Source organism: Nitratireductor sp. XY-223, from assembly GCF_004959855.1.
In the GTDB taxonomy this organism is placed as follows: domain Bacteria; phylum Pseudomonadota; class Alphaproteobacteria; order Rhizobiales; family Rhizobiaceae; genus Hoeflea_A.
The window spans coordinates 58,410-74,474 of the sequence record NZ_SPNT01000004.1; the positions used below are offsets into that span (position 1 = coordinate 58,410).

General features: G+C 62.0%; 17 protein-coding genes and 1 pseudogene. 4 read left to right on the plus strand and 14 right to left on the minus strand.

The annotated features are described in order from the left end of the window. Positions 1 to 46: 46 nt before the first annotated feature. The 8 genes from E4M07_RS15445 to E4M07_RS15480 all read right to left on the minus strand — a co-directional run bounded on the left by E4M07_RS15445 (position 47) and on the right by E4M07_RS15480 (position 6,953). Positions 47 to 745, minus strand: coding sequence for a GntR family transcriptional regulator (locus tag E4M07_RS15445; protein WP_136659274.1), 699 nt, complete (start codon positions 743 to 745; stop codon positions 47 to 49). A gap of 139 nt (positions 746 to 884) precedes the next feature. Next, positions 885 to 1,763: a dioxygenase gene (locus E4M07_RS15450; RefSeq protein WP_136659275.1), complete on the minus strand. Its 879-nt coding sequence runs from the start codon at positions 1,761 to 1,763 to the stop codon at positions 885 to 887. Positions 1,764 to 1,775: 12 nt separating this feature from the next. Further along, entirely contained in the window at positions 1,776 to 3,089 is a 1,314-nt protein-coding gene (locus tag E4M07_RS15455) for a TRAP transporter large permease (protein ID WP_136659276.1), read from the minus strand. Continuing rightward, entirely contained in the window at positions 3,089 to 3,757 is a 669-nt protein-coding gene (locus E4M07_RS15460; RefSeq protein ID WP_206057281.1) for a TRAP transporter small permease subunit, read from the minus strand. The genes E4M07_RS15455 and E4M07_RS15460 overlap by 1 nt, the downstream gene beginning before the upstream one ends. Positions 3,758 to 3,775: 18 nt before the next feature. Beyond that, entirely contained in the window at positions 3,776 to 4,867 is a 1,092-nt protein-coding gene (locus E4M07_RS15465; protein ID WP_136659277.1) for a C4-dicarboxylate TRAP transporter substrate-binding protein, read from the minus strand. Between the two features lie 55 nt (positions 4,868 to 4,922). Then, the gene (locus E4M07_RS15470; protein WP_206057282.1) at positions 4,923 to 5,369 is read right to left on the minus strand and encodes an OsmC family protein; all 447 of its coding nucleotides are present in this window, start codon (positions 5,367 to 5,369) and stop codon (positions 4,923 to 4,925) included. 22 nt (positions 5,370 to 5,391) lie between these two features. Beyond that, entirely contained in the window at positions 5,392 to 6,072 is a 681-nt protein-coding gene (locus E4M07_RS15475; protein WP_136659279.1) for a malonic semialdehyde reductase, read from the minus strand. Beyond that, positions 6,069 to 6,953: a fumarylacetoacetate hydrolase family protein gene (locus E4M07_RS15480; RefSeq protein WP_136659280.1), complete on the minus strand. Its 885-nt coding sequence runs from the start codon at positions 6,951 to 6,953 to the stop codon at positions 6,069 to 6,071. The genes E4M07_RS15475 and E4M07_RS15480 overlap by 4 nt, the downstream gene beginning before the upstream one ends. A 110-nt stretch (positions 6,954 to 7,063) precedes the next feature. On the opposite strand from E4M07_RS15480, the gene E4M07_RS15485 reads away from it, so the two are divergent. Then, complete coding sequence (locus E4M07_RS15485) at positions 7,064 to 7,438, plus strand: YciI family protein (protein ID WP_136659281.1); 375 nt, start codon at positions 7,064 to 7,066, stop codon at positions 7,436 to 7,438. A 513-nt stretch (positions 7,439 to 7,951) separates the two neighbouring features. Next, positions 7,952 to 9,235 carry an outer membrane beta-barrel protein gene (locus tag E4M07_RS15490; protein ID WP_136659282.1) on the plus strand — a complete coding sequence of 428 codons (1,284 nt, stop codon included), beginning with the start codon at positions 7,952 to 7,954 and terminating at the stop codon, positions 9,233 to 9,235. Positions 9,236 to 9,357: 122 nt separating this feature from the next. On the opposite strand, the gene E4M07_RS15495 is transcribed toward E4M07_RS15490, so the two are convergent. Then, a complete protein-coding gene (locus tag E4M07_RS15495) occupies positions 9,358 to 9,663 on the minus strand; it encodes a (2Fe-2S)-binding protein (protein ID WP_136659283.1) in 306 nt (101 codons plus the stop codon). 412 nt (positions 9,664 to 10,075) lie between these two features. On the opposite strand from E4M07_RS15495, the gene E4M07_RS15500 reads away from it, so the two are divergent. Together E4M07_RS15500 and E4M07_RS15505 are read left to right on the plus strand one after the other, a co-directional pair. Next, complete coding sequence (locus tag E4M07_RS15500) at positions 10,076 to 11,920, plus strand: autotransporter outer membrane beta-barrel domain-containing protein (protein ID WP_169054241.1); 1,845 nt, start codon at positions 10,076 to 10,078, stop codon at positions 11,918 to 11,920. A gap of 157 nt (positions 11,921 to 12,077) precedes the next feature. Continuing rightward, entirely contained in the window at positions 12,078 to 12,893 is an 816-nt protein-coding gene (locus E4M07_RS15505; RefSeq protein WP_136659285.1) for a glycosyltransferase family 25 protein, read from the plus strand. A gap of 28 nt (positions 12,894 to 12,921) precedes the next feature. Here E4M07_RS15505 and E4M07_RS15510 read toward each other — a convergent pair. The 5 genes and pseudogenes from E4M07_RS15510 to E4M07_RS15530 all read right to left on the minus strand — a co-directional run. Continuing rightward, a pseudogene (locus E4M07_RS15510) lies at positions 12,922 to 13,257 on the minus strand (antibiotic biosynthesis monooxygenase); the annotation flags it as partial. An 18-nt stretch (positions 13,258 to 13,275) separates the two neighbouring features. Beyond that, positions 13,276 to 14,535, minus strand: coding sequence for an energy transducer TonB (locus E4M07_RS15515; RefSeq protein WP_136659287.1), 1,260 nt, complete (start codon positions 14,533 to 14,535; stop codon positions 13,276 to 13,278). Next, positions 14,532 to 14,972, minus strand: coding sequence for a biopolymer transporter ExbD (locus E4M07_RS15520; RefSeq protein ID WP_136659288.1), 441 nt, complete (start codon positions 14,970 to 14,972; stop codon positions 14,532 to 14,534). Before E4M07_RS15520 ends, E4M07_RS15515 begins: the two co-directional genes overlap by 4 nt. A gap of 4 nt (positions 14,973 to 14,976) precedes the next feature. Further along, on the minus strand, positions 14,977 to 15,366 hold the full coding sequence (locus E4M07_RS15525; RefSeq protein ID WP_136659289.1) for a biopolymer transporter ExbD: 390 nt from the start codon (positions 15,364 to 15,366) through the stop codon (positions 14,977 to 14,979). Continuing rightward, the gene (locus E4M07_RS15530) at positions 15,356 to 16,057 is read right to left on the minus strand and encodes a MotA/TolQ/ExbB proton channel family protein (RefSeq protein WP_136659290.1); all 702 of its coding nucleotides are present in this window, start codon (positions 16,055 to 16,057) and stop codon (positions 15,356 to 15,358) included. Before E4M07_RS15530 ends, E4M07_RS15525 begins: the two co-directional genes overlap by 11 nt. Between the last annotated feature and the right edge of the window lie 8 nt (positions 16,058 to 16,065).

Sequence of the window (16,065 nt, forward strand, 5' to 3'; positions counted from 1 at the left end):
GGAACGTTCCGGCGGGCCTTTTTTGGGAAATGTCCGCTGCGGGCAGTCAGTCCGACATGGAATTCAGGCGCATGCGCAGGAACTCGCCGGTCGCCGTGTAATGATGGACCAGCAGTTCGACGGCGCGATCGGCCTCGTGGGCGATCGCGGCATCGCAGATCGCAAGATGTTCGGAGGCGACGTTGCGCGACGGGTAGGCGACCGCGCCGGCCAGGTTACGGTAGCGGATATTGAGGTCGTAGAGCTGTTCGCAAAAGCCGACCAGGAAACCGGACCCGCAGGCCGACAGCAGCGACATGTGAAACAGTTTGTGGGCCTTCTCCCAGACCGGACTTGCCGTATCGGAGCCCGGTATGGAACGCGGCGTCTTGGTCAGCCGGTGATGGGCGAGCAGAACGCCCTCCTCCCAGGCGGTCGAACCGGAGGCAATCGACTCCCGCAACGCCCGCTCCTCGAGCCAGCAGCGGGTGCGCAGCAACTCCTCGAAGGCGGTGACCGATATTTCCGAGACCCGGAACCCGCGCTGGTCCAGGCGTTGGACGAGACCCTCGGATGTCAGCATGCTGAGCGCTTCGCGCACGGGGCTTGCGCCGACCTCGTAGTGCTCGCGCAGCGTCTCGATCTTCAGTTTCTGCCCGGGCTGCAACGCGCCGTTCAGAATGTCGTCGCGAAGGCGGTCGAACAGCTGCGCCGTTATCGACGCCCCGCCCGTTCCGGCGATTTCAAGACCCCTTTCAGCAGACATGTCCCTTCACCCCATTGTTGAGTACCGCATCCCAGATCCACGCCTTACAAAGCCCATCTATATAATACGCGGCTCCGGAATTGGTAAATTCTTTTACCCAGTTATACAGCCCCCGTTGACCGACCGGCACGCATGCGTTCTACTCCGATGTCTCGACGGCCAGGACGAAATCAAAATCGACCGTGTAAAACGGAGAGGTCAGCCTGGGCTTGGCCTCGAATTCGTCCGGCACCAGATCATGATCGTTGTGCTTCACATAGTTCATGATCAGATCGGAGCGAACCCCGAACACCGCATCCTCGTCGAGATAGGGATCGTCGCTCGGAAAAACTTCCGTGACGAGTGTGCGGTAGCCGGGCGCCATGACGATGAAATGCAGGTGCGACGGCCGCCACGGATGGCGTCCGGTCGCATGCAGCAGTTCGCCAACCGGGCCGTCATCCGGAACCGTGTAGGGCGCCGGCCTGACCGTTGTAAAAGCGTAGTCACCATTGTCCCGTGCCGTCAGCCGGGCACGCAGATTGTATTCCGGCTGATGCGGATCCTGGTTCGAATAGAGCCCGTTGTCGGCGGTCTGCCAGATCTCGATTTCGGCGCCGCCGATCGGGTTGCCGGCCGGATCGCGGACAGCACCCCTGACCACAACGGTCGCCCCGTCATTGTCGTGCTTCAGATCGCCGCCATGGGCAAGCGCAGGCGCGCCGAGGATGTGAAACGGCCCGAGCACGCTCGATGACGTCGAGTCCGGCTTCGAATTGACCATATCGACAAGCGACGAAAGGCCCAGGACGTCCGAGAACAGAACGAACTCGTTGCGCTCGTCGTCGGTCATCTCTCCGGCGCGGGTCAGGAGCTCGATCGCCTTGCGCCACTCGGCATGGGTTAGGCCCGTCTCCCGGACGAAGGTGTGCAGATGCGTCGCCAGGTGTTCCAGGAGAAAACGCAGCCTCGGCGACGTCTCCGGGCCGCAATAGTCCAGGAAGGTCTTCGTCAGGTTTTCGGCGGTGACGTGGCGCATGGCAGTCTCCAATCAATTCAGCAAATAGGTGGTCAGTATCGGGAAGCGGATGATCACGATGAGGATCAGCAGCATGACCACGGCAAACGGCAGGGCGCCCAGGAAGACGTCCTTCAATGATATTCGATCGTCGTTCAGCGTTGCCTTGATGACAAAGCAGGAAATGCCGAGCGGCGGCGTCAACAGGCCGATTTCTGCACCGATCACCGTGACGAGCCCGAACCAGATGAGGCTCAGTCCCATGGGTTCGATCACGTCGATGAAGAGCGGAACGACAATCAGGATGATCGAGGCGGTGTCGAGCAAGGTGCCGAGAAACAGCATCAGCACGACATAGGCGACCATGATCCAGAAGAACGAGAGGTTCTGGCTGTCGAGAAAATCGCGAAGCTCGTTCGGAAGATCGACGAAACCGAGCATGCGGCTGTAGAACGACGCGGCGGTGATCAGGAAGAGGATGCTGGCGGTGATATGCCCGGTTTCAAGCAGCGCTTCCCAGAAGGAACCGGCGGTCATGCGCCGGCGCACCACGGCGATGATCAGGCCGGCCAACGATCCGGCCGCACCTGCTTCCACCGGCGTCAGCCAGCCGGTGTAGATGCCGCCGAGCACGATGACGATAAGGCCGACGATCGGTGCGGTCTTGTTGAAAAGCTGCCCCCAGCCCAGAAGCTCCTCGTCGGGGATCGGCTCGATGCGCCCGCCAATCGCCTGCGGCCTTATCTTTCCGGCAAAGAAGATCGCCACAATATAGGCGAGCGCCAGCAGCACGCCGGGAATGATGCCGGCAATGAACATCTCGCCGACCGATACTTCGGCCACGAAGGAGTAGATGATCAGCATGGCGCTCGGCGGGATGATCATACCGAGCACGGATGAACCGGCGACGACGCCGACGGCGAAGCGCCTGTTGTAGTCGAGCCGCAACATCTCCGGCACCGACACTTTCGTGAAAACGGACGCCGATGCGATCGACGAGCCGGTTACCGCTGCAAACACCGCATTGGCGCCGACCGTCGCCATGCCGATGCCGCCGCGAATGCGGCGGAACCCCTGGTTCATGACGTCGTAGACATCCTTGCCGAGCCCCGCTTTGGAGACCACGAGCCCCATGAACGTGAACAGCGGGATTGTCGCGAACTCGTATTCGGTAACGCTGTCGCCGATGGTCTGGCGCAGGAAGTTTATGGCCAGGATCGGGCGGTCGCTGACGATCCACAGCGTCACGAAGGACACGCTTGCCAGCGCCACGGGGATGTAAACCCCGAGATAGATCATCACGACTATGGCGACGACCGAAATAATGCCGATTTCAACCGGGCTCATCAGCTTGTCTCCCCGGCGCTGTCGCGCAACTCTTCATCGGCCGTGTGCGGCGGCTCGCCCGGATCCCGCAATTCGTGGCCGAAAATGACCTTCAGCAGAAACAGCACCGAGCAGAGGCAGGCACTGCCGGTTATGACGGCATTGGCCGGCCACCAGGGAACGGTGAAGACACCAAGCGTTCCGAAATAGTGGCACCGCCCTGTCGCGGCGGCGAAATCGGTCCAGAAGTCGCCCGTCGGCTTCGGTCCGAACTCCGGCGGGGTGAAATAGTGACAGGTCTCGAAGGCCTCGACCAATGTCGGAACGGTCGCATAGGCAATCAGCGTCATGAGCACGAACGAAATCCCGTCGATCACCCGGTAGAAGGCATCCGCAACGCGCGGATGGCTGTCGCGAATGAGCACGAGAAACCCGTCCGAGCGGGTCAGCCGGTTGACGCGCACGACGTCGGGCAATTGCAGGAACACGATGAATATCATTGAAAATATGACGATCTCGACGACACCCAGGAACGGCGCGTGGAACACGCCGCGGGCAACGACGTCGATATTCATGACGATGACCAGCACCAGCACCGTCAGGGTGCCGACGGCGTTGGCGCCAATCGCCAACGCCCTAGCCAGTGCGATCAGTTTACGGGCGACCCGCATCCCATTTTGACTTTGCATAGCAGGCCGCCCGCAATGTTAGTTGGTTGCCGCCCAGTCGCGAACGGGCACGGCGCCCGCGTCCTTCAGCTTCTGCACGTAGGAGCCGAGCATTGCCGTTCCCGGTGCACCCTTGACGTCGAGCGCGCCGGCCCACTCTTCGGCGATGTTGGGCATGTTGTCGGCCCACGCGGCGCGCTGGTCCTCGGTCAGGGTGACGACCGTCCCGCCGGCTTCCTTGAAGGCGTCGAGCGATGAAGCGGCTCGGTCCATGGCGACGCTGGCAACACGGTCGCGATATTCGATCGCAACCGATTCAAGCACCCGCTTGACTTCATCCGGAAGCTTGTCCCAGACGTCCTTGTTGACCGTCACGGTCTTGGAGTTCACCGCACCGAGATCGACCTTGAGCATGTGCGGCGCGACCTCGTTGATCTTGAAGGTCATGGCGGCTTCCGGCCACAGCATCGCGGCATCGACAACGCCGGTCTGCAGCATGTTGTAAAAGTTCGGCAGGCCGCCGCGCACGCCCGCGACATCCTTCAGTCCTTCAAGGTAGCGCAGGTTGTAGCCGGCACCGGCCAGCTTCAGGCCGGTCAGGTCGTCAAGCGAATTGACCGGCGTCTTGGAGAAGATCTGATAGCTGTCGAGGACAACCCCGGTCGCCAGGTAGACCTGGTTCTCGGCGGCGAACTCGGCCTGCATTTGCGGGTATTCCTTGGCGATCTCGTCGACCGCCTTCGCCACGACGCGCGCGTCGGTGGAGACCATCGGGGTCGCCGCCGATATCGCCTGGCTCGGCAGGGCCGAGTTGTGGAAGATCGTGGTGACGATGCCGATGTCGCCGAGACCGAGCTTGATGCCCTCAAGAACACCGCGCGGCTTGACGATCTGGCCGCCATAGGCCTGCTGCCAGTCGATCTTGTAGTTCCCGGTACGGGCAAGTTCCTCATCGACCCGCGGAATAAAGAAGCCGGAGAACTCCTTTACCCACATGGACCGCTCGGGATAGCCGTCGATGGCGATCATCTTGATCGTCTCGGTTGCCGATGCCGGGACAATGGCCGTCGTGACGGTCACGCCGATCGCAGCAGCCGCGGCCAAGAATGACCTGCGTAGCAATGTGTTCATTTCCTTCCTCCTTTGCGACGGTCAACCTCCCGCTGACCGGTTTCCGACATCGGCGCTAGCGCGCCGGCTGCCAAATTTCTTCAATCTCCGTTCCGGCCGCCGTGAACAGCTTCGAAAGCGGACAGAATTTCTTGACCTCGGCGGCGACCCGCTCGAGGTCCTCCTGGGTCGCGCCCCCGTGGCTTGTGACCGAGAGCTCGATTTTGCGGAACGGGATGTCGATTTCCTCTTCCAGCGTCACACCGCGCCGGTCGAACGTGCATTTGGCCGAGATCTCAAGGTGACCGATATCGATGCCGAGACTGTCGGCGCATTTGTGGCCGATGACATTGGTGCATCCGATCAGAGCCGCCAGTGCCGTGTCGGTGGGCGTCGGACCAGCATTCGTGCCGCCGCGCTCCAGTGGCTCGTCGATGGAAAACTCCAGATCGCGGATGGCGATGTCCGAGCGCGAGTGGCTGGGACACTGCGCCTCCGCCCTCAACATCACTTCGGTTTTCATTCGAATTGCCATAATCCGATCCTCAGGCGAAGCTGCAGACGTCCTCGAATTCGAAACGCGGCAGCTTCTGGAACAGGGCACCTTCGTCAGCATAGCCCAGATTGCACAGAAAATTGGACCGCAGCGTCGTTCCGGCAAAGAACTCCCGGTCGACAATCTCGTTGGAAAAGCCGGACATGGCGCCGACATCGAGGCCGAGCGCGCGGGCGGCGATCATCAGATAGGCGCCCTGCAGGGTGCCGTTGCGGAATGCGGTGTCCTCGGAATGCTCCGGCTTGCCCTCGAAATGCGGCCGCCGGTCCTCATGCGGGAAGAGGAAGGGCAATTCGCGCCAGAACTCCAGGTCGTGGGCGACAATCACCGTCACCGGGGCGTTCGCCACTTTCGGTACGTTGGCGGGCTTCAGTGCCTTGGTGAGCTTCTCGCGTCCTTCCGGCGTGCGCACAAAGACGAAGCGCGCCGGCGAGCTGTTCATGCTGGTGGCACCCATTTTGACGATGTCGTAGATCTGGCGCAGCGTCTCTTCCGCAACCGGCCGATCGGTCCAGGCATAATGCGACCGCGCGCCCGACAGCACCAGCCTGATTTCGTCCTCGCCGAGCTGCCGGATGCGTTGGCGCAATTGCCGGACATGGTCCTGGGCTTCCTGGCGCAGGGCCTGCAGCTTGTCGCCCGTCGGCGCTTCCTGCGGCGGCTTGATCATGCGGCGGCCTCGCTCTTGGCGGCGTCGGCCTCGCTGATGATCGGGCTGCTGCAGACGCAGATATTCTCCACTTCAACCTCGACGACGTCCCCCGGGAACATGAAGACCGGCGGCGTGCGGGCATGTCCGACGCCGGGCGGCGTTCCCATGGCGATCAAATCGCCTGCCTCCAGCGTGGTGAATTCCGACACGGTCGCGATCGTCTTGGCGACCGGCCACATCATGTCGGACGTGTTCGAGTCCTGCATGACCTGCCCGTTCAGCCGCGACTGGATCTTGAGGCCGTCGGCGCCGGCCGGCAGCTCGTCGGCGGTGACGACGAGCGGACCGAGGGCGCCCGTGGCGTCGAAGTTCTTGCCCGGCGTCCACTGATGGGTCTTGCGCTGATAGTCGCGCACGGAACCGTCGTTGAAGACCGTGTAGCCGAACACGTGGCCCAGCGCGTCCTCTTCCTTTATGTGACGACCGCCCCGGCCGATGACGACCATCAGCTCGACTTCATAGTCCAGGCGTTCCGAGCAGTCCGGCTTCACCATCGGAGCCCCGGCCGCCATCATGGAACTCGGCACACGAATGAACATGGCGGGGTAGCTCGGGATCTCGTAGCCGCCCTCCTTGACGTGGTCGACATAGTTCAGCCCAAGGCACAGGATCTTGTTGAACCGGTTGAACGGCAAGGCCGGGGTGAGCGAGGCGACCGGTACCGGCGCGCCGCCCTTTGCTGCCTCGACCGCGGCGCCGGCCGCCGCCGAACCGGCATCGATGACGCCGGACAGGTCCGTTCCGTCAATGCCGCTCTGACCGGTTACGCGATAGGCATCTTCGCCCTCAATAACGTAAAGTGCCGTATCCTGCCCATCGCGGGCGACCATGAAGCGCATCTCATTCCTCCTTGCTCACACCGAAATAATCAATAATTTCTTGCTTTGTCAAATTATATCGATATTTTTTGACTCTATTCACACCCGTGACCGCAACGCAGGACAACGCCATGCCCAAATGGACAGACTATGTGAAAGAAGCGCGCCAGCGCGGCTCGCTCGCAGCCGAGTTCTTCATGGTGCGCAGCACGCCGATCGCGCCGCCCGAACGGGTCAAGGAGATCCTGCCGCGGCACCTCGCCTACCAGGTCAGCCTTCAGGACCAGCATAAACTCGTCTTCGCGGGGCCCGTCTCGGACGAGAGCGGAGAAAACATGATGGGCGAAGGCATGATGATCTACCGCGCCGACTCGGAAGCCGACGCGCGGGCACTCGCCGATGCGGATCCGATGCATGCCGAGGGCGGGCGCAGCTACACGATGCGGCGCTGGCTTATCAATGAGGGCCACATTCCCGAGGAACTGAAACCGCTGCTCGACAACTGACGGAGCCGGCCACGGAGGCCGGCCTGTGATTATTCGGGTGCCCTCGCAAATATCTCGCAGCCATAAATCCTTGGCTATTCTGAAAAATTTTGAAATCCCTGCGCACCGCAGTGATTAAACGAATACTGTGCGTGGCCGCTTCCAGGCGCTGTGTTGGCAGCCGGTCGGAGCGCACGCGGTCATTGTTTCAGCGCCTATCAGCCCTTCAAATCCCGGCTGTTTGATTCCTGCGATCAAAGCGAGCCGGCATTGCACGCGCCGCCCCCATACATTTTTCCATCAGTATTTCCACAAGCCTGAGATTCAGATCAACCGTATTCGCGGGTTAAATCGCTTCTTTCAAAAAACCCTTAAGAATCAACACCAAAATATACTTGGCGGCTACTTGGAGTTGCAGATTTTCCGCAAATCTTATTTCTGATTCTGTTGCGCAATTGCCACAAAAACATCTTCTCCCCGCACATGTTTTAGGCTAGGTTCCACATACGAGTTTTCGCTGTGGGGGCATCAAAAATGAGATACGGCATTTCGGGCGCGATTCTGGTATTTGCGCTTTCTACACCCGCATTCGCGGCCGATTTTGTCGTCGACGAACAGCCGACAATCGTCTCGGGGACATCCGTTTACGACTGGAGCGGCTTCTGGGTCGGCGCCGGCGGCGGCAGAGGCGCGGTCGTGCACGAACTGAGCACGCCGTTTATCGGCGGCGCCAGCTTCAACGGCATTGGCGGTGAAGGCATCTTCGGCGAGATCACCGGCGGATACGATCACGTGTTCAACAACGGGCTTGTCGCCGGTGTCGCGGTGTCCGGCCGCTACGGCAACATCGAATCGACGCTGGATATCGCACCTGTCCCGTTCTTCGGCTTCCCCGGCTTCAACGCCGACCTGACGGCCGAGTACGGCTTCGACGTCATCGGCCGGCTCGGATACTCGGTCGCCCCAAGGACACTGGCCTACGTGCTCGGCGGATACACATGGCAGCATTTCGATTACTCCGACAGCGCCGGCGGTGCCTATGACTTCAGCGAAAGCGGCTATGTCGTCGGCATCGGTATCGAACATGCCGTCCGGGACAAGTGGACGGTGAAATCGGAATACCGTTATTCCAAGTACAGCAGCCACGACGTGCTCGGCGGCGGGTTCCTCAATGTCGACCCGTCCACCCATACGTTCCACACCACGGTGAACTACCGGTTCAACGGCGGCGACTCGGCGCGCACCATGGCTCCGCTCGCCTATGACTGGACCGGCTTCAAGGTCGGCGTGGCCGGCGGCGCAGGCGCCGTTGTTCACGATGTCGACCTGTTCGGCACCTTCCTCGAATTCAACGGTATCGGCGGCGAAGGCGTGCTCGGCGAAATCAATGTCGGCTACGACCGCGAGTTCGGCAACGGCTATCTCGGCGGTGTCGTCCTGGCGGCGCGCGTCTCGAATATCGAGACCGAACTTTCCATCTTCGGCGGAACGGCGACGATCCAGGCCGATTACGGTTTCGACGCCCTGCTGCGGATCGGCAAGATCTTCGGCGGCCGGACGCTCGCCTATGCGATCGGCGGCTACACGTGGCAGAGCTTCGACCTGAGTTCATCGCCCGCATTCATCACCGGCGACTGGGAACTTGGCGGCTTCACAATCGGTACGGGCGCCGAATTCGCGATCACCGAGCGGATCACGGGTTACGCGGAATACCGCTATTCCCTCTACGAGGACACGGAGTTCAATTCCGGCGGCGTCCTGTCGATCAAGCCGTCAACACACACGGTGCGCGCAGGCGCGAAGTTCAAGCTTTTCTGACCTGGTGACATCATGTCATCGGATTTGATGCCGGCAGTCCGCTGCCGGCATTTTTTTGTGCCGCAAACGGTGTGCTGGCGTGAAAGCCGATCGGGGATGAACGGTCAGGGAAGTGCTTACCGTCAGGCCGCCCTGACACCGGCCTGCTGCCTGTCGTCGCCGGAATAGTGATTGCGCAGCTCGAGAAGTTTCGCCCGATAGGAGACCATGTCCTCTTCCGAGGTGTCGAAGCGCGCGTGGTAGGCATCGGTGGTGCGGATGATGATATCCACCACGTTCGGGAAGCAGCGGCAGCATATTCCGCGCTTTTCCATCGCGTGGTAGACCTTTACCGGAACGATCAGCTGCCAGCGGTCCTCGTCGAGCATGGCCATGATGGTCTGCTCGATATCCGCTTCGGTTATGATGTTGCAATGACAGGCGATCATCCGCTTCTACTCTGCTTCACCCGGATACTGCGCCCGGGCGGTCTTCCCATAATCGCGATAAATGATTTCCGCGGCGCAGAATGTCAACAGGAAAATTCGATTTTTCGCAATAAAAACATATATTTAGAATAATTCTAAACTGTTAATGCAGTGATTCCAGATCGTTGGCGTTCCGCACCGTACGCGGTCGAATTTCCTTATACCCGCTTGCGGTCGCGTCGCCCTTGAACTTGCATGACCGCTTGAGTGCCGAAAACCCAATTCTCCTGGATTGCGCCGCTGCCATTCAGACGTTTCATCTGTTGACATGCAATCGGGAGTTGGCGAGTAATCGCATGCATTACGAATCAAACATTTAGTTATGTTTATTCTAGGGGCGACATTGCGGTATTTTCCTGCATCCAGGACGGTTTTGCGCGGCGCACTTTTCTGCTCTTCCGCCCTGTGGCTGTTGCCGGCGCCGGTGGCGGTCGCGGACGACATCACCATTCCCTCCGGCACGACCGTGACGACGACGCAGACCATCGATGACGTGGGCGACACCGCGACGGTCGAGGCGGGCGGCGCGATCAATGTGCTGGATATCCCCGGCATCCTGGCGACGGCGAGCGACCAGACCGTGATCAATGATGGCACAATTACATCGAGCGGATTGTCGTTTTCTGCCCGCGGTATCTTTTCGCTCGGCACCGTCGGAACCCCGATCGAAAACGCCCTGATCATCAACAACGGAACAATCACCACCGGTCGGCGGGCTATCGAACTCGAGTTCAGCGTCAATGGAACGGTCATCAATAACGGTGTAATCAACGCGCTGGACAGCGATGGCATTGTGCTGGATCGGGTTGCCGACAACAGTGTGGTCATCAACAACGGAATAATCAGTGTATTTGCTAATGACGGGATTGAAACCAACTCGCCGGGCGCTTTGATCATCAACAACGGTACGATCACAGCATTTGGTGATCCCGACTTTTCAACGGGTATTGAGGTCCTAGACAGCGACTCACACGTGGTGAACAGCGGCACGATCATCGCCACCGCCAGTACGATCGACATTATCGGTGACAACGTTACGCTGACTTTGCTCGCCGGCTCGGTGCTCGATGGCGACGTTTTATTCGGCGCCGGTTCGACGTTGAATATCGGCAGCGGATTGAACCTTTACCTTGATTACACCGAACGTACCTTCGGCAATTTGGCGCAGGTGAATTCCGCAATCCCGATCGTCCACGACGAGGTCAACGGCATCATCTACACGGTCGATCCGACCGGCTTTGCGCTTTCGCAATCCTTCGTGCAGACGACGGCCGATGCGGTGCATGACGCGGTGCGCGAGGGCGTGGGCGCAGGCAACCGGTTCGGCGGCGGCTTTTCCGGCACCGGCACTTTCGCCTATGGCGACGGCGCGCCCGGCTTCGATCAAACCGGTCCGCGCGGCTGGGTCAGCGGCTTCGGCGGCTATCAGAGCCAGGACGGAAGCGGCGCAATCACCGGCGGCAACCAGGCCTATGGCGGCGTCGTGGCCGGCGGCGGCTTTGCGTCCGAGGACCGTATGTACGGCGTCTTTGCCGGCGGCTCTTTCACGCGACAGGAAACCGATCACGATACGCAGACCATCGATGCGGCCTCCGCCTATGGCGGCATCTATGGCGGCGCGCGCTCGGGGGCCTACTGGATCGACGGGTCGCTGATGGCCGGCTACAGCGACTTCAGCTCCGACCGCTCGGTCGCCAACAACATGGTGGCGGGCGGGCTTCAAACGGCCTCGGCGGACTACGACGGCTATTTCATATCGCCCTCGGTGACGGTCGGACGTTCTGTCGGGGAGCGCACCGAGATCAGCGTCGGCGGCCAGTATGCGGGCCTCTTCCTCGACGGCTATACGGAAACCGGCTCGGCGGCGAACCTCACGGTTGCAAGCCGCGACGTGCATGCGGCGGCGGTGCGGGTCAAGGCGGCCTACCTGGCCCGTCAGCGTCAGACGGACAGCGGGCTTGTCTCGCTGGAGACCTGGGCGGGGGTCGACGGCGTCTTCAATCTCGGCGGCGACGGTGTGGACGTGGTGCTGGCCGGAACGCCGCTCAACTTCGCCGCCTCCTTCGCCGACGCATCGGCCATCGGCTTTGCCGGTATCGGCGTCAATCACAGGCCGACGGGCGGCAACTGGTCGCTCAATGCCTCGCTGGAGGGCCGCTACGGCACCGACGCCTACGCGGAGATCAGGGCAGCGGCGACCGCCACGAGGCGGTTCTAGGCGAACCGAGTTTCATACGGCGCACCCGCACGATTGCCATGTTGACCGGCCGCGGCGGCGCGGATAACTCTATCGTCTGCGCCGCGAGGCGCCGTTCGACACGTGAAAATCCCGCAGTTGCAATCAAGGGCACCGCCGCGCCGTACATGTTCGTCCGTTGAAAACCTATCTGATCAATCTCGACCGGTCCGAGGACCGTCTCTCCTGGTTCATGAAGGACGCCGGCCGGCTTGACCTGGATGTGGTGCGCGTTCCGGCCGTGGACGGAGCGTATCTTTCTCCCGCGGAGATCGACGCCTACCAGCGCATGAAAAACCGCGGCTACGAACTCGGGCGTTCCGATATCGCCAGTTACCTGTCGCACCGGCTGGTGTGGCAGCGTGTGGCAGAAAGCGGTGAGCCCTGGGCGTTCGTGGCGGAGGACGACATCCACTTTTCGGAGCGCGCCGCGCCCTTTTTCGCGGATGCCGGATGGATCCCCGACGACGCCGACATCGTCAAGGCCGAGACCTTCGCGGTGCCGACCCGCATTTCCAGGTGGAGCAACCCGAAGGTGTTCGACAGGTCGATTTCACTGCTCCACTGCCGGCATCTCGGCGCCGCCGGCTATTTCCTCAGCGCCGAGTGCGCGCAAAGGCTTGTCGGCTGGACGGAAGACTATTGCGAACTCGCCGATGTCATCCTTTTCGACGAGGAACTTGGAATCTTCGACCGGCTCCGGATCTACCAGCTTGTGCCGGCCATCTGCGTGCAGGACGAACTCGTCAACCGCCCGGACCTTTCGCGCGGTCTAGGGAGCGTGCGCATGGACGACAATATCCTCACGGGCGTTCACATCCCTGAACCGGACCGGCCGAAACGAAGCATCGGCCGGAAAATCCAGCGGGAACTGGTGCGCCCCTTCGAGCGCCTTGCCCGGTTTTTCGTCATGCTGGCGACCGGCCAGAAGATGATGCGGGTGCCTTTCCGATAAGGACGCGCACCCGCGCCAGTCGGGGCCGTCACGCAGCCGGCCGGGCCGCGGCCGTAATGTGCGTGCCCTCGACGGCCTCGAACGTCTCGAGATGCGGATGGCCGAGATAGTCCACCTTGCTCTTTCCGGCATTGCCGTGCGCCTTGCGGAACTGGTCGGACTTCGTCCAGGCCTCGAAATCCTCGCGGGCATTCCACGTGGTGTGCGAGGCAAACAGGGTGTAGCCGCCCTCCTCGTCGAACGGCCCGCGCAGCAGCTTGAACTCGATGAAGCCCTTCATGCCCAGAAGATGCGACTCGCGGTTCTGCCAGACCTCCTCAAACGCCGTCTCGGAGCCTTTTTTGATCTTGAAGCGGTTATTACTACAAACATGGTCTTGTCCTTATCGTCGTGGATCGAATTCGAGCGGAAACGTGAAGCTCCAGCTTCCGCGGTTTGCCGCGGCGGGGATTTTCGGGAAAGGCGCAGCCCGCCTGACCACAGCGAGCGCCGCCGCATCGAGAACCGGGGAGCCGGAACTGCGCGCGATGCGCACCTTTGTCACGCTGCCCCCGGCGCCGACCACAAAGACAACATGCGCCGTACCGCGCAGTTTCCCGGCGCGCGCCTTCTTGGGATAGCGCAATGCCCGGCGCAGCTTGCGGCGCACCTTGCCCGGATAATTCGAGACAGCGGCGTTGCCGGCCGTGCCTTTCTTATTGCCGGCGTCGCCGGCCGAGTTGCCGGCGCCGGATTTTTTCCCGTCGGCACGGCCCTTCCTGGCGCTCTTTTCGTTGCTGCCCTTGTCGCCCTTGCTGGCCGACTTTTTCTTCGGTTGTTTTTTGACACGTTTCTTCGCGGGCTTCTCAACGGGCCTGGCGACCGGTTCAACCGGCCTGACCAGGGCGGCGGTCTCGACGGGTTTCACCGCTTCCACTTTCACTTCCGGCGCCGCCTCGACCGGTTGCGCTCTTGCGGGCGCCACCTGGGTGGCAGTTTCGACCGGATTTATTGCCGGAGCCGAGGGGGCAGTCGAATCTTCAACAACCGCCGGTTCGGGCGGCGAGGCATCCTGACCGGCCGGGTCCGTTTTTTTCTGCTGCTCAGGCGGACGTGCCTGCTGAGCACGTGTCTCGACCGCCTGTGACTCCGGGGGTTGCTGCGGTTCGGCCTGTTGCGCGACCGGTTTGTCAGCATCGCTGGTTGACGTATCGGAAGCCTCCATCGTCGATGGTTCCACAACCGGTGCTGCTTGTGCACTCGTCATCTGCTCCGCTTCCGTCACATCGATGGGTGCGGCTGCAATGATCGCGGCGGAACGCTCGGATACCGGCAGGGCTGCCGCCATGGAAACCGCCGCGGTCCCCGGCGAATGGACCGTGGCCTCGACCGGGCGGACGGGCTTCTCGGCCGCAACCGGCCGGACGATCTTCTGAACGACGGGATTTGCATGAGATGCCGAAACCGGGGCCGGCTGCGCGACCTCGAATGCGCCGCCTTCGGCCAGCGTATCCGCCGTTGCGCCCAGTATGGCAATCTGCGCGTGGGCCACTCCGGCGACCTGGACCGGATCGTCCTTATCGCGCAGCCAGAAATCGACGGCGCCGTGGATTGCCACGGAAACTGCGAGCGCAATGCAGAATTGCCACCAACGCAGGGTCACTTCGCCTTCCTCTCGGTGATCACCGCGATCTTGCCGGCGCCGGCCGCCTTGAGCGCATCGATGACCTCGATCAGCCCGGTCGCCGGAAGCCGGCCATCCGCCGCCAGCTTGACGACCGGACCGCCCAGCGCTCCGGCACTGGTTTCCGAGGCGGGTTGTTCCGTGCCGGTGCCTTCGGCTCTCTTTCTTTCCAGATAAGCCTGCGGGGTCGTCTCCACGCCCTCATATTTCAGAACACCCTTTTCGGTGACGAACAGCGCCCGCGGCGGCTCGACGGATCGGGCGTCCGCGGCGCGGATCAGTTCCACGTCACCATCCATCGGCGGTGCCAGCGTTCCGGCGATCAAAAAGAAGATCAGCATCAGGAACACGATGTTGATGAGGGCGATGGTGTTCTCGCCGCGCGGTTTCGGGGCCGGTCTCGGGAGCCTTCTCATGGTTCTACCCCGCAACCGCCACCTGGAGCTTGCAGGCCCTGGAGATGCGCTCGAGCGCGTCGACCAGTTCCTGCGACGTCACGTCGTTGCGGACGACCAGGACCGCGGTTTTCGCGCCCATTTCCTCAAGCCGGGCGAGCTCGGCGATGGCATCGTCGGCGGCCAGCGCGGCGCCGTTGACCTTCCAGGAACCGCCCTCCCCGAGCCTGATGAAGATGTCCGGAGCCTTCGTCGTTTCCACCGGATTGCCGGCGCGCCCTGCCGCGATGTCGACCTCCGCGAAGCGCGTGAATGTGGAGGACAGCATGAAAAAGAGCAGCAGCAGGAATATGACGTCGATCAGCGACGTCAGGGACAGCCTGCGGCGCTTCTTCCCGACCGGCTTAATGCGCATGGCCCGCGCGCTCCACGAGACTGACGATGCGCTGCGCCGGTTCGCCGCCGATCGACAGGATCTGCTGTTGCGACATCAGCTTCGTCGTCATCGTCTCGATGGCGACGCGTTCGTTTTCGACGCGGCTTTCGAACCATGTGAGGATCAGCGAAACCGGCATGGCGACGGCAAGGCCGGCCGCGGTCGTTAGCAGCGCCACCCAGATGCCGCCGGCAAGGATGGACGGATCGACGGCGCTGCCGGCACCCTGAAGCGTCCGGAAGGCCTCGATCATGCCGAGCACCGTGCCGAAAAGCCCGAGCAGCGGCGCCACCTGGACGATGGCGTCGAGGGCACGGAACCCGCGCTGCAGGGTGTAGAGCCTTTCCAACGCCACGCGGCCCGTCTCCTCCTCGATGACATCCTTGGGGACCGACGGGTCGGAGCCGAGGCGCATGGCGACCGCCATCACCTCGGCAACCGAGGAGCGGTCGCTGTCGAGCAGGGACAGCGCCTCCGCTGGGCTGCCGTGCGCCCACAGGAAGTAGGCCTTTTCGGCGCGCCGGCGCCGGCCGACACGCAAGTAGGCGAACTGCGCGAACTTCAAGAGGACAAGCGCAAGCGCCACGACCGACACGCATAGCAGGATGGCGACGACCGGCCCCCCGAGCCCGACCAGCGACGCGCCGGTGGTAAAGATCTCTGATATCATCTGCCTTC

Coding starts and splice junctions, on each gene's coding strand:
- E4M07_RS15445 (WP_136659274.1), bottom strand. CDS start 745: ATGTCTGCTGAAAGGGGTCTTGAAATCGCCGGAACGGGCGGGGCGTCG.
- E4M07_RS15450 (WP_136659275.1), bottom strand. CDS start 1,763: ATGCGCCACGTCACCGCCGAAAACCTGACGAAGACCTTCCTGGACTAT.
- E4M07_RS15455 (WP_136659276.1), bottom strand. CDS start 3,089: ATGAGCCCGGTTGAAATCGGCATTATTTCGGTCGTCGCCATAGTCGTG.
- E4M07_RS15460 (WP_206057281.1), bottom strand. CDS start 3,757: ATGCAAAGTCAAAATGGGATGCGGGTCGCCCGTAAACTGATCGCACTG.
- E4M07_RS15465 (WP_136659277.1), bottom strand. CDS start 4,867: ATGAACACATTGCTACGCAGGTCATTCTTGGCCGCGGCTGCTGCGATC.
- E4M07_RS15470 (WP_206057282.1), bottom strand. CDS start 5,369: ATGAAAACCGAAGTGATGTTGAGGGCGGAGGCGCAGTGTCCCAGCCAC.
- E4M07_RS15475 (WP_136659279.1), bottom strand. CDS start 6,072: ATGATCAAGCCGCCGCAGGAAGCGCCGACGGGCGACAAGCTGCAGGCC.
- E4M07_RS15480 (WP_136659280.1), bottom strand. CDS start 6,953: ATGCGCTTCATGGTCGCCCGCGATGGGCAGGATACGGCACTTTACGTT.
- E4M07_RS15485 (WP_136659281.1), top strand. CDS start 7,064: ATGCCCAAATGGACAGACTATGTGAAAGAAGCGCGCCAGCGCGGCTCG.
- E4M07_RS15490 (WP_136659282.1), top strand. CDS start 7,952: ATGAGATACGGCATTTCGGGCGCGATTCTGGTATTTGCGCTTTCTACA.
- E4M07_RS15495 (WP_136659283.1), bottom strand. CDS start 9,663: ATGATCGCCTGTCATTGCAACATCATAACCGAAGCGGATATCGAGCAG.
- E4M07_RS15520 (WP_136659288.1), bottom strand. CDS start 14,972: ATGAGAAGGCTCCCGAGACCGGCCCCGAAACCGCGCGGCGAGAACACC.
- E4M07_RS15525 (WP_136659289.1), bottom strand. CDS start 15,366: ATGCGCATTAAGCCGGTCGGGAAGAAGCGCCGCAGGCTGTCCCTGACG.
- E4M07_RS15530 (WP_136659290.1), bottom strand. CDS start 16,057: ATGATATCAGAGATCTTTACCACCGGCGCGTCGCTGGTCGGGCTCGGG.